8 protein-coding genes and 1 pseudogene are annotated in these 12,824 nt (G+C 71.3%); 6 read left to right on the forward strand and 3 right to left on the reverse strand.

The window, feature by feature from the left end; all coding sequences use genetic code 11:
* The first annotated feature begins 1,087 nt into the window (after window positions 1–1,087).
* Complete coding sequence (locus ACZ6JT_RS00005; protein WP_469205513.1) at window positions 1,088–1,573, forward strand: hypothetical protein; 486 nt, start codon at window positions 1,088–1,090, stop codon at window positions 1,571–1,573.
* Here the strand turns inward: ACZ6JT_RS00005 and ACZ6JT_RS00010 are convergent.
* Window positions 1,566–2,763: pseudogene (locus tag ACZ6JT_RS00010) on the reverse strand (IS110 family RNA-guided transposase). The gene ACZ6JT_RS00005 and the pseudogene ACZ6JT_RS00010 sit on opposite strands and share 8 nt — an antisense overlap.
* Window positions 2,764–3,971: 1,208 nt before the next feature.
* On the opposite strand from ACZ6JT_RS00010, the gene ACZ6JT_RS00015 reads away from it, so the two are divergent.
* A complete protein-coding gene (locus ACZ6JT_RS00015) occupies window positions 3,972–5,405 on the forward strand; it encodes a hypothetical protein (RefSeq protein WP_469205515.1) in 1,434 nt (477 codons plus the stop codon).
* Between the two features lie 610 nt (window positions 5,406–6,015).
* On the opposite strand, the gene ACZ6JT_RS00020 is transcribed toward ACZ6JT_RS00015, so the two are convergent.
* Window positions 6,016–6,333 (reverse strand): hypothetical protein, encoded by a 318-nt coding sequence (locus tag ACZ6JT_RS00020; protein WP_469205517.1) that lies wholly within the window; start codon window positions 6,331–6,333, stop codon window positions 6,016–6,018.
* A gap of 458 nt (window positions 6,334–6,791) precedes the next feature.
* Here ACZ6JT_RS00020 and ACZ6JT_RS00025 point away from each other — a divergent pair, with 458 nt between their 5' ends.
* The 4 genes from ACZ6JT_RS00025 (at window position 6,792) to ACZ6JT_RS00040 (ending at window position 11,966) form a co-directional block, all read left to right on the forward strand.
* On the forward strand, window positions 6,792–7,568 hold the full coding sequence (locus ACZ6JT_RS00025) for a peptidoglycan recognition protein family protein (protein ID WP_469205519.1): 777 nt from the start codon (window positions 6,792–6,794) through the stop codon (window positions 7,566–7,568).
* Window positions 7,569–8,136: 568 nt separating this feature from the next.
* Entirely contained in the window at window positions 8,137–9,447 is a 1,311-nt protein-coding gene (locus ACZ6JT_RS00030; protein WP_469205521.1) for a lipase family protein, read from the forward strand.
* A gap of 62 nt (window positions 9,448–9,509) precedes the next feature.
* Window positions 9,510–10,994, forward strand: coding sequence for a hypothetical protein (locus tag ACZ6JT_RS00035; RefSeq protein ID WP_469205523.1), 1,485 nt, complete (start codon window positions 9,510–9,512; stop codon window positions 10,992–10,994).
* 189 nt (window positions 10,995–11,183) lie between these two features.
* Window positions 11,184–11,966, forward strand: coding sequence for a lysophospholipid acyltransferase family protein (locus tag ACZ6JT_RS00040; protein WP_469205525.1), 783 nt, complete (start codon window positions 11,184–11,186; stop codon window positions 11,964–11,966).
* A 37-nt stretch (window positions 11,967–12,003) separates the two neighbouring features.
* Here ACZ6JT_RS00040 and ACZ6JT_RS00045 read toward each other — a convergent pair whose 3' ends face one another.
* Window positions 12,004–12,810, reverse strand: a complete 807-nt coding sequence (locus tag ACZ6JT_RS00045; protein WP_469205527.1) for a YqjF family protein — start codon at window positions 12,808–12,810, stop codon at window positions 12,004–12,006.
* Window positions 12,811–12,824 lie beyond the last annotated feature (14 nt).

A 12,824-nucleotide genomic window follows, 5' to 3' on the forward strand; every position in this document is an offset into this window, starting at 1 on the left:
AAACCTTCCGACGGGAACAAGGACGGTCGCCGCACACCCGGAGGCATGCGTGAGCCACTCACACGAGGGAGAGAGGTTCGTCGGCGGCGGGTGAACCACCCGTACCGCCCGGCGACTCACCCAGTTCTACCGACCGCCCAGCGGGCTGGCAAAGACCCCGCTTACTAGCCGGCCTCGCAGCCGGGGCCCGGCAGCCCCCTCCCCGGGGGCATGCCATCCGCGCAGGCCACAGCCCATATGCGGGGGCGGGAACGGGCCCCTGCCGGGCTACTAGCCCGGCTCGTATGTGACGTGCGCCCTATGGGACGCCTCACCCCCACACCCCCTCAATCTCACCGAGCGTCACCGACCATACCCCTTCAGAAGCCGGACGAAATACCAGGAATGGCTAGAAATCGAAGGCGATGGGTGGGGGTGGTGGAAGCGGACCACAGGGCGAAACGCAGAACAGGGCCACGCGCGAGACCGGAGCAGGGGCCGGCCGGGGCCAGGCCGGGCCGAGGTACGGCGGGGCCGGGCCGGGCCGATGTGCGGCGAAGCCAGGCCGAGGCGGGTGAGGCCGGGGCCGGGGCCAGGCCAGGGCCGGGCCTGGCCTGGCTGCGGCGAAGCCAGGCCGAGGCGGGGGCGGGGTGCGGAGGGCGGGGCCGGGCCGAGCGGGGTGCGGCGGGGGTACGGAGGACTGCCTGCCTCCCAGGCCCCCACAGGCCCCTCAGCGGCCGCAGGACCTCCAACGACGCGAGGCTTTCAGCAACGCGGCACCCACACTCCACACCCCGAGGAAGCGACCACGGGCCCACCACCGCACCCCGACAACGCCAGCCCACGCTCCCCACCCTCGAGGAGGTGACCGCACCACCCGCGCACTTCGCCGCACTGGGCGGCAGGAGACCAAAAGGCGTGACCACGCCCCGCCTCCATGCGGACCAAGCCGACTACCGGCCGCCCACCAACAGACTCCCGCGGGAAGACCGCAAGCCCGCCGCAGCCCTTCAGCTACGGGGGAACTCCGCGCCCGGGGGGTGCCCCTATCTCTTTGGTCAAGGGAAACGGGGCTGCGTTGAGTCGGTGAGACGGGCAGCATGGCGGTGTGGCTGATCTTCTGTGGGATGACGTGCGGTGCTTCTTCGACCCGGACCTGATGGGGTCGTTGCCGGACCTGCGTGTCCCGGATTGCTCGGTGGAGGACTGGCAGGCGGTCCTCGATCTTGTCGAGGCGAGGGGCTGGAAGCGCCAGTACTCCGAAGGCGAAACGCCGCTGCCGGTGCCCCGGGCGAAGAGCGTGCTGTCCCGCCCGGCGGACGCTGAGGGCTCGAACCTGCGGGTCTGGCCGGCGGCCGAGGTGCTGGCGATCTTCCGTTTCCTTGACGACGAGGTCATCGACTTCGACGTTGACCTGAGGGAGTTGCAGGGCCAGGAACGACTCGATGTGTTCTGCGGCTTCCTCCGGGAGATCGGGCGATGCTTGGGCAAGCCGGTCCTGATGGATCCGGAGGGCGACTACGGCCATCCGGTGCTCGGCTTCGATGTCGAGGCCGACCGGGTCGTCCTCCTGGCTGAACCGCTGGTCACGTGACCGCGGCCGACGGCCGCGGTTCGTAGAAGGTCCGTCTCGGAGCATCGCGAAGAGGACGTCGGCCCCTCGTCTGGCGAGGCAGAGCAGAGCCTGGGTGTGGTGCTTGCCCTGAGTGATCTTCTTGTCGTAGTAGGCCCGCGATGCCGGATCGCCCAGGGCGGCGAACGCTGAGAGGAAGAAGGGCCTCTTGCGCTGCTTGTTTCCTCTCCTGGAGGGCTGTTCGCCTCGGATTGAAGACCCAGAACTGCGGGTTGCCGGGGCGAGACCGGCGTAGGCGGCGAGGTGGCCGGCTGTCGGGAACGTACTGCCATCACCGACCTCGATGAGGATCCTGGCTTCGGTCCTGACGCCGATCCCCGGCATGGACATCAGGACCTTCGAAAGAAGGTGGGCCTCCAGGACTTCCCCGAACCGCCCAGCCAGGAGTTTGCGCTGGCCAAGCACGGCGGTCAGAGACTGGGCCAGGCTCGGGACGATCAGCGCGGACGCCTCGGTGCCCGGAACAGGGACGGTCTGCTCGTCCAGGGCGGTGAAGATCTCCTCGACCAGCCGCTCGGCCATCCTCGGCGCCTTCGGCCTCAACAACGTGACCAGCCGACGCCTGCCGGCCCTGCGGATCTGGGCCGGTGACCCGAACCGCTCCAGCAGCGTGAGGACGGCCGGGTGCTGCGACCGCGGCCCCAGCACTCGTTCCAGCGACGGATGATCTGGGTCACCGTGGAGGCGGTTCGCGACCCTGGTGGCCTCTCCGGCCAGGTCGTCGTCGAACCCGACGATCATCTCCAGCTCGGCGATGGTCTCGTCCTCGCCGTCGAGCCCGCAGCGTGTGCGGCATTGCGCGGGCCGCGTGCGCGACGATGAACGCGTCCTTCGCGTCCGTCTTGGCCTCGCCCGGGCAGAGGTCTGCGATCCGCCGCATCGTCAACCCCGGCAGGTAGGCGACCAGGCAGCCCATGTCCCGGGCCACGGCCAGCGGCAGGGCGCCGATTGAGGCCGGCTGGTCAACGATGACCAGCACTGTTCCGTGCTTGGCCTGCAGTTTGGGCGAAGAGATCGCGCAGCTCGGGCTCGGTGTTGGGCAGGCGCTTGTCGAAGGCCTTCCTGCCGGCCGGGGTGACGGCGGTTGCGTGGTGTTCGCCCTTGCCGACGTCCAGACCGAGGAAGACGTCGAAGTCGCCGGTGTCGATCACGTGCAGGCCCCTCCATCACGTTTTCGTCCGGCCTGCCTCGGCACCGAGCTGCCACACCCACGTTACCGAGAGCTCATCCGGCTCGGCTGAAGCCGCTGCCCAAGCCCCTCATCAGCGGTCCGTCGATACCTCTGGCCCCGGTGACACCACCCCCCGGATCATCAACCGCAACAAAGGGGGGAAGTCATGCCGGACCCGAAGGCCGGTAACCCCATTGCGGAGCCACGAAGACGGTAACGGGGGGAAGAGAGCGAGACTCCGCCCCCTGAGGGGTGACCACACCACCCGCGCACTTCACCATCGGCGACGAGAGGGGGCAAGGTGTGGCCACAGCCCACCTCCTCCCCTGCCGGCGGGGGGAACCGGCGCCCGCCGCACACCAACCGACTCACGCGGGTTAACCGCAGGCCCGCCGCAACCCCTTCAACCACGCGAGGGCTCCGCGCCCCCCTGGGAGGTGACCGCACCACCCGCGTACCTCCGCCTGGGCGGCGGGAACCCGCAACGCATGACCACCACCGCCTCCCTGCAGACCGGCCGCCGTACCACCGCCGGCCGTACGCCCACAGCCCTGCGCGAGGTGACCGCGAGCCGGCACGGGCCCTCGGGTCCGCGGCCCCAGCCCCGCCGGGGAGCAACCGCGGGCCCGCCGACGCGCCTTCAGCTGCGGGGGCCAGGGCCAGCCCCCTCCGCGCCCGAGCAGTGACCCCACCGCCCGCGTACTTCGCCGCCTCGGCGGCGGCAAACGGGATGCACGACCACGACCGCCTCCTTGCGGGCCGGCCGCGGTACCCGCGCCGGCCGTACACCCACAGGCCAGCGCGAGGTGACCGCGGGCCCACCACGGACCCTACAGAAACGCCAGACCCCGGCTCCACATACCCGAGGGGGTGAGCGCACCGCCCGCCCACATCCCGATTTCGAGCGCGGCAGGCCTGGAAGGCGCGCCACCACGCGCCTCCTTGCAGGCCGAACCGAAAACCCGCCGCATGCACATCAACCTGCGTGTGTGAAAAGGCTGTTGGATGTGTGGCGGTTCGACGGTGAGGCGGCGTGAGCGAGTTGGGTGGCGCATGACCCAACGCCGCAGCGGCGGTCCGCGAGACCGGTACCGGCCGATCCCTGGTGCGTGATCCGGGGGGCATGGGTAGACGTGGGTGCGTACCATCGCGTCACACACGTCCCTCACGACAGAAATCGAGGAACCCATGACCACAACCACCAACATCACACGCGTCCAAGACGACTACGCCCAACAAATCGCCCGCGACCTCTCCACCAACCAGACAGCACAGGAACAGACACGCACCGAACTCCAACGCCTCCAACACCAACTCGACCAACTCCAGGAAAGCGAGAAAGTCCTCCTCAAAATGCAGGAAGCCCTCGGCCTCCCCACCCAACCCACACCCACACCCACCACCAAACCCGCCACCCACCCCACCACCACAACCACCACGCGCGCGACCACCACAACCACCACCCACCCCACCACCACAACCACCACCAAGACCAGGCGCACGACCACGCCCAAGCCCACCAGGAAAGACACTAAGCCCAGCCCCCGAACCGGCCCCAAGCCCGGCGCCCACCCCGGCACGAAAGCCGGCACGAAACCCACCGCCAAGCCTGGTACGAACGACGACGCGAAGGCCCCCGCCAAGCCCGCCGTGAACCCCGACGCGAAGACCAGCGTGAAGCCCGCCACCAAGCCCAGCGCCAACCCGGACTCGCAGACCAGCGCGAAGCCCGCTGCCAAGCCCGCCGTGAACCCCGACGCGAAGACGGGCGTGAACGCCGGTGCGCGGGGCGGTAGGAAGCCCACTGCCAAGCCGGGCACCAACACTGGCACGAAGGTCGCCGCGAACGCCGGCGCCAAGACCGGCGTAAAGCCCGCCACCAAGCCCAGCGCCAACACGGGCACGAAGGCCCGCGTGAATGCCGGTGCGAAGGGCGGTGTCAAACCCACTGCGAAGCCTGGCGCCAACACGGGTACGAAGGCCAGCGCCAACGCCGGCGCGAAGACCGGCGTAAAGCCCGACGCCAAGCCGAGCGCCAACAATGGCACGAAGGCCCGCGTGAATGCCGGTGCGGACGGCGGTGTCAAGCCCGACGCCAAGCCCAGCGCGAACACGGGTACGAAGGCCGGCGTGAAGCGCGCCGCGGTCCCCGCCGCACGCACCGCAGCCCCAGACACCAACAACACCACAGGACCCGACAAGACAGCAGCACCCCACAAGGCAGCCGCACCCGACAAGCCCGCAGCGCCCGACAACGGTGCAGCACCCGAAAAGACCACCCAAGCCCAAAACACCGCACAGGCCCAGCCGACGCCGGCCACCAAGACCCCACGAGCCCGCACCACCACCGACAACACCACAACGAAGAAGGAAACCGGCCCCTCCTGGCTCGACCTCGTCACCACAGCCCTCGCCGGACAAACCGAACCCAAATCCGCAGCCGAGGTAACCGACACCCTCACCACCACCCACCCCGACCGCAAAGTACAAACAACCGTCATCCGCAACACCCTCGAACAAGGCGTCGCCCGCGGCCTCCTCGAACGCACCAAACAAGGACGCTCCGTCTACTACACCCCCACCACCCCCACCCCCAACACCAACCACCCCCAACACCCCTAACACCCCCACCATCGACGCGCGGATGAAGTCCCGTCTGGCCGTGGCTGCCCTGGACAACGCCGTGGCCCGGCGTGAACACGTCGACGGATGCATCCTGCACAGCGATCGCGGATCGCAGTTCCGATCGTAGGCCCGGGCCCGGTCGGGCGGCCGACCACAGCACGATGACGTCCACCGTTGCTGCCATCCGCACGTCCTCCCACTCGAAGCCGAAGACGTGTGCGGGTGCGACTGGCGTGCTCCTCTTCGTGCCGAGGAAGGCGAGGAAGTCCCGCGCTCCGCCCGGGAAGTGGAACCGCGCCGGCAGGGAACCGTCCGGGGTGCGCGCGTCGGGCAGCGAGATGTCCATACGCCGGTTCAGGAAGGCCAGTTGCCTGAAGATGCTCCGCCCGTACGGCATATGATCACTGCGTCGCCGTACCGAAGATGTCGGCGTCGGGCCAGAACGCGATGGTGGTCGCGGTTCCGGTTGCCGGGCCCGTGACGACGGGCGGGGTGAGTGCGACACCGCGCACGTATTCCTGGACCCAACGGACCCCCGCGCGCCGCACCTCGGCCGTCAGGCGGGTCGACAGGGGGTGGGCAACGCAAAGTCCGATACCGAACATGCTCAGGGGTACGGCGTGGCGGCCGCCGGGTTCGCCCCGGCGGGCGGGCGGGTCAGTAGGGCTTCAAGGCCGGGACCAACACCCGCGTCCCCGGCGGCCTCGACGGGGATGCCCGGACCGTCGTCAGTGACGCGCACGCCGCCGTCGGGCGTGCGGGCGACTTCGACGGAGCCGGCACGGCCGGCGAGGACCTCGTTCAGCGCCCGGCCGACGACCGCGTACACCAGCTCGACGTACATACCGGGCCGCTCTCGAATGGCCTCCAGCCCCTCCAGCACCTGGATGTCACTACCGTCGTACGTGACGGGTTCCTCACTCACGGGGCCCCTCCGTTGCTCTCCAGCGGAACTGCTCAGCCCAGGCGGGTTTCCGCGAAGGACCAGGTCAGCCCTGGTGGCGTGCGGGGCGGGGAGGGTGGGTGAAGGCTCCGTCGGAGCCGTCCGGCCCGTCGCGGCTGCGCACGGCCCCGTGCGGGGTGGGCTCGCGGTCCCCAATTCCGGTACGTGCGCCGCCGCCGCCTGGTTGCCCTCCGTCCGGCGTACGAACCGGCCGGCGCCGGCTTCCGCGTCCGCGGCGGCGACGCGGGCGTTGAGGGCGCCGGAGCCGGCCAAGTGGGCGGGAACGACCCGTTCCCCCTCGGGCCGAACATGTCAGGGCGGCCGGGGCCTGTCGGGGCCGGGGGCCGGCCGGGGGCAGTCCGTCGGCGGCCCGGTGTGTCTGCGCGACCCGTTCGGCCCGGGTCCCTTCAATGGGCAGCCCCTACGGAAACGGGCACCGTATGACCTCCTCCGCACTGCACACCCGCCGCTCGATCCTCACCGGCGCCCTCACCCTGGCCACCGCGACGGCGCTGCCCCTCGCGGCGGCCGGGCGCGCGCACTCCGCCGCCGGCCCGGACATCATCAGCTGCGCCGCCTGGGGCGCACGGGCCCCTTCCGAGCCCGTCGTCGTCCTTGCCAACCGCCCCGAGCGGATCATCGTCCACCACACCGCCACGGCGAACGTGACGGACTACTCCAGGCAGCGCGCCGTCGCCCTCGCCCGCGCGATCCAGACCTACCACATGGACGCTCAGGGCTGGATCGACACCGGCCAGCACTTCACCGTCAGTCGCGGCGCCTTCGCCCTGGAAGGCCGCCACAACAGCCTCACCGAACTGCGCACCGGCACCCGCCAAGTCCGTGCGGCACACTGCATCGGCCAGAACAACGTATCCATCGGCATCGAAAACGAAGGCACCTACACCACCCAAGCCCCACCAGCAGCCCAGTACGCCATGCTGACCGCCCTGTGCGCCCACATCTGCGGTCAGTACGACCTGTCCCCCACCGAGATCTACGGCCACCGCGACTTCAACGCCACCTCCTGCCCCGGTGACCGCCTCTACGCCCTGCTCCCGACGCTGCGCGAGGACGTCGCCCTCCGCCTCGGCACCCCCCTGTCGGACCCGGAGACACACACTGACCCCGACCCGCTGCGGGACCTGATCCACCGCACCCCCGACCGGCCCGAAACGGACTACACCGAATACCTCCCGAGCAACCTCCTCCCCTGAGCCACTCCCCCTGCCGCCGCCCGCGGCCGTCGCGCGTCAACACGGTGGTCCGCGGTTCACCCCCGGGCCGACGACACCCCCCATGGCGAGCCCGGAGCCACCGAGCCCGCCCGCCACCGCGCAGATTGCGGGGCGGACGGGCCCCTCGACGGCCTCCCACCAGCCGAGTCCCATCCACCCGCAGCCCGACACGTGCGCGCAGTGGATCACTTTCGGTGCCACCATGCGTGACGCACCAAGGGGGGCGGCGCGGCGAACACCGCACAGGACGAGAGGGAGGACCGTGACGCCTCAGACCGTGGCGGAACACGTGGTCGACGAAGCGGCCCAGCCCATTCCCGGGCAGAGCAGACCGGCCATCCACGGGCCCGGAACCGTCGGCGGAACCGCAACCGTCGACGGAACCGATGCCGGGACTGGGACACAGACCGGGACCCGGACCGATACCGGGACCCGGACCGATACCGGGACCCGGACCGATACCGGGGCCCGGACCGGGGCCGGGGCCGAGGCAGCCGGTGGCCCCGGGGCACAAGGACCCGACGCGCAGCTCCTGGTCGCGGCGTCCGTGCTGCTGGCCGACGCGGCCCTCACCGCGAAGCGGGCCGGCGCCGAACTGACCGGGGCACTCAGCAGTTGGCGGTTGCCCCTTGCCTCCCTGCGCCGTCCCGGGTGGGCGCTCGGCACGGCGGTGTCGTGCGCCAGGGCGCTGACCAGTCCCTCGGGGCTCGGGTTCGGCCCGAACGGCGGGCTCGTCGGGGAGCTGGCCCGGATGGCGGGCAGCATGACGTACCGTCGCCCGGCCGCGGTGTCCATGGCCGTGGACGCCTTCGCGCTGCGGATCGAGGCGGCGGTGGCCGATCACCCGAACCTCGACTCGGCACCGGCCAGACGCCTCACCGACGCCATGGTGGAGGGAAACCGGTGGGAAGCGCTGCGGGCCCTGCACGCGCTGGTCGAACGGCTCGGCGTGACCCGCGCCCTGACGACCGTCAGCCCGGTCATCATGGAACTGCTGGCCCTCCTCGGGCTGCTCGACGAGAACCCGGTCAATGACAGCTTCTCCTGGGTCACCCTCGCCGGCGGAGTGCCGACCACGGATCCCTTCCTCGGACTGCCCAGTTCACTGCTCGCCCTCCTCAACCCCGGCCCCGGGCGGGCCGAGCGGACCGAACCGGATCCGATCCTCGCCAAGGTCCTGACGACGTCCCGCAACGACATCGTCAGCTACGTCAACGACATCGGCGCGCTCGGCAACCACGGGCTGGTACTGCTGCGGCGCGTCGAGTGCGCCGACGGCCACGTCCGGTACGTGCTGCTGCTGCCCGGCACGAGCTTCGTACTGCCGAGCAACAGCACCCCGCAGGACCTGATCGGTGCCTTCGACGGCTGTCTGCGTTCCGACACGACGTACACGCGCGCGGCACGGAAACTCCTGCAGCGGGCGGGCGTACCGGCCGGGGCCGAGGTGATGTTCGTCGGACACAGCCTGGGCGGACTGACGGCGATGAACCTGGCGATGGACGTGGACCTGGCCTCCGCCTACCGGATCACCCACGTGGTCACAGTGGGCTCCCCCATCGACAACAAGCGCCCGGCCGACCACACCACCCAGGTGATCAGCCTCGTCAACAAACACGACGTGATCCCGATGCTCGACGGACGCGGGCCCGCCTCTCCCACTGACATCCCCGCCTCCTGGACCGAGCTCACCTGGCTGGACGAGTCCTACGACTACCCGTTGTCACACGCGCCGCAGGCGTACTCCGACACCCTCCGCGGAGAGATGGCACACCACCGGGACCGGGTGAACGAGCTGATCAGGGCGTACGACGGCGAGATCGTCGGGAACCAGCCCTACATGCTCCGTGACAAGTGACAACCGACACATGGCGAGCGACGAGTGACAGGCGAGCCTGCGACCTTGAGGGAGAGCGACCGATGACCCATGCCGACGGCCAGGCCACGACGGCACGGCCCGAGACGGCCTGGCCCCTGGAGAACATGCTGTTCAGCGCCGCGCTGATGGCCCGGCGGATCCCATGGGCGGACCTGCCCGCACGCACCCTCGGCCTGGACGCCCTGACCCACGACGGACTGACGGACCGGCTGACGGCCCACCTGAGGAGCAGCCGAAACGGACGCCCGGTACGGCTGCGCACGCCCTTCGGCCCTTTCCTCGTACCACTGTCCCGGGCCGATGCCGAGACCCTGCTCACCCACGGCGACAAGGCCGGGGCACTGGGGACCCCCTGCGCACTCGCCGCCGACGGACGCCGGTACGGGCTCTCACCCCACCCGGCCGCCGACACGGCAGTCGCAGGCATCTGGGAGGCGTCGTCACGCGGCGGCCCGGATGATCTCGGCGAACCGGACGAGCTGGGCGGGCCAGCCACGCTAGTTGGGCCGGCCACGCTGGGCGAACGGGTCGCCGAGCACCTAGGCGCGGTGACCGGAGCCCGGCGGGAGGACGGCACCCTGGACCCGGGCCGCTGGGAGGCCGCCATGCAGCGGCTGAGCCGGCACGTCGTCCTGGGTGCCGGCGCCGTCGAGGACACCCTGCTGAGCGCGATGGTCTCGGCGGCTGCGGAAGCCGCCGGCGGGCGTGCCCACGAGGCACGCGCGGCGGCACTGCGCCGGCGGATGGCACCGTACCTGGCCGACCCCGAGCCCGGCTGCCTGGCCGCACGGCTGGCGGCCGCCGGCCCGGCCGGACGGGAGCCGCACCCGGCCCTCGCGCACGCACTGGCCCTCGTCTCGGCAGCCACCGGGCCAACGGCGCTGAGAGCCCTGACCCTCCTCCCCCCGGACACGGACCCAGGTGCCGAGGAAGCGGCACCGTCCACCGAGGAGGTCGTCGGCCGGGCCCTGGACCGGGCCCTCGAGCAACACCCCGTGCGGTCCGCCGTGGTGTATCCGGTGCACGCGCCGTTCACCGTGCACGGCCGGACGATCCAAGCCGGGGAGGAAATCCTGTACGACCCGGCACTGTTCGGGCCACGCGACCAGAACCGGCGTACGGATCCGGCGTGGGCACTGTGCGGGAACCCCTCCGGCTGCCCGACCGCGGAGTTCGCCGCACACGTCAGCCGCGAGGTCATCCGCCAAGCCACCACCAGAACCGCCGCAGACGCGGTACGGCCGGTGCTTCCCGGGGCGCGGTCCGCGAGGGATCCACTGCGGGAAGGCGCCAACTCCCGGTTCGCGGCCATGACCGCACCGCTCGCCGTCTACGGGGCGCGGGGGCAGGCCGACGCGGACCGGCTGGACCGGCATGCCGAGAGCCTCTGCGCCTGCGCCGCCGAGATCGGCTGGAACGCGAGCGAGACCGGCGAGCGGTTCCGCATGGCCCTCCTCGCCCACGCCGAGCGGTGCGCAAGGGCGGCCGACGACGTACGACGCGCCGCCAGGTGGCTGGCTGACTGACCCCCGCCCCTACGCAAGCCACCCGTCCCCGCACGGCCGCTCCTGCCCCAAGGCCCTCGAACGGAGGACTTCGCACGGTTGCGTCCCGTCCGGCCGTGATCAACAGCGCCCACAGCCGTTGAACGGGCGCAAACACCGTCTCGCCGACCGCGAGTCGGCTGACATGTGATGCGAGAGCGAGGCCCGGACGTGCGGGACAGCGTAGTCGAGATGATCAAGGCGACCGGAGCGGAACTCAGCTCCGCCAAACGGCTACTCGGCGAAGCCGGCGAGGTGGCGTGGGACCGCCTCCTCGACTGGCTCGTCGACGACTACTTCCGGGTGGTCGCACTCGGCCTGGAGAACATCCCGGCACAGGGTCCGGCCGTGGTCGCCGTCAACCACTCCGGTGCCTGGGGCCTCGACGCATTCGTCCTGGACAAGGTCCTGGGCAGAGCGCTGGACCGGCGCGTCCGCTTCCTCGCCGCCCCGTTCGTCTTCCGCACGCCCATCCTCGGCCGGCACGCACGCCGCAACGGCGCACTGCCGATCGGCCCGACCGCAGGCGTCGAGCACCTCAACGCCGGGCAACTCGTCGGGGTCTACCCGGAAGGCATCGCCGGCCTGGAGAAGCCGTTCACCGAACGCTACCGGCTGCGGCCCTTCAGCCCCGGTTTCGCCGTCGCCGCCATCCGTGCGAGTGCCCCCGTCATCCCCGTCGGGATCGTCGGCGCGGAGGAGGCGTGCCCCAAGCTCGGCGAGGTGCCGACCCTGGCCCGGCTGCTGGGCGTGCCGTACTTCCCGGTCACCACGCCGTTCCCGCTGCCGTCCAACTGGACGATCACCATCGGGGAGCCGATCCCGGCGCCGGCCCGCCCCGAAGGCCTGGCCGCCCGTCGGGACGCCGCCCGCACGCTCAGCGAGACCACCCGTGGCGCCGTACAGGAGCTGATCGACCGCGAACTCGCCGATCGGGAGCACCTGTTCGACTGAGCACGCCCGCCGGTCTTGCGCCCTTCGGCCGATCGGGTCAGGGGGTGGGGCTGGCGGCGGCACGGGGGCGGGACGGGCGGGTGAAGCGTACGGAGACTCCCGGGGAGTACAGCACGCTCACGGGCGGGCCGGTCGGCGCCGGCAGGCCGGCGGCGGTCACCAGGTCCTCGTCGCAGGCGAGGAGTTCGGCGCGGTGCAGCCGCCAGCGCGGGTGGCTGTTCGGCAGGTACAGCAGCCGGCCGAAGAAGTCGCTGTGCATGCCCCAGCGGGCGGTCAGGAAGTGTTCGAGGGGGCTCGGCTCCGCGATCGGTTCGCCGGTACGCACCCTGATCGTGCTGTGCGCGCCGCGCGGTCCGGGCCAGCGCCGGCTGCTCGTGTAGGTGAGCGTGGGCCCCTCGTGACGGATCGTCATCCGCGACCACAGGTAGGGGAGGCGGAACACGGACCGTGCGACGGCGACCGGGATCAGGCGGGAGGCGTCGAGGGAACGGAAGACGACGCCGCGGCGGCCGTGGGCGTCCACCGAGGAGAGGCGGACGTTGGTCTCCGGGAAGGAGCCCAGGTAGGGAATGCCGGGCAGGCCGAGCCATCCGATCCGCTGCATCCGGAACGCCACGAGGCCGACGTAGGTCAGTCCGTCCAGCGTGTCCGGTGCGGTGCCGGCGGGCAGCAGCGGGGCGATGTCGGCGGGATCGGCGGCCCAGTGCAGGAACGTCAGGTCGAGCCAGGACTGGGTGAGCAGCGGCCGGCCCGCACGGTGGGGCGGATCGGCCGTCACGGGCTCGGGGCGTACGGGGCCGGGGGGCACGGGCTCGGGGGGCACGGCGGGCGGCGTGTGCGGCATCGCGCCAGTATCCC

It is taken from the genome of Streptomyces sp. NPDC046308 (genome assembly GCF_055588065.1).

What these genes read in the sequence shown, in the direction of transcription:
- ACZ6JT_RS00045 (WP_469205527.1), bottom strand. Translation starts at nt 12,810, where the DNA reads ATGCCGCACACGCCGCCCGCCGTGCCCCCCGAGCCCGTGCCCCCCGGC.
- ACZ6JT_RS00015 (WP_469205515.1), top strand. Translation starts at nt 3,972, where the DNA reads ATGACCACAACCACCAACATCACACGCGTCCAAGACGACTACGCCCAA.
- ACZ6JT_RS00025 (WP_469205519.1), top strand. Translation starts at nt 6,792, where the DNA reads ATGACCTCCTCCGCACTGCACACCCGCCGCTCGATCCTCACCGGCGCC.
- ACZ6JT_RS00035 (WP_469205523.1), top strand. Translation starts at nt 9,510, where the DNA reads ATGACCCATGCCGACGGCCAGGCCACGACGGCACGGCCCGAGACGGCC.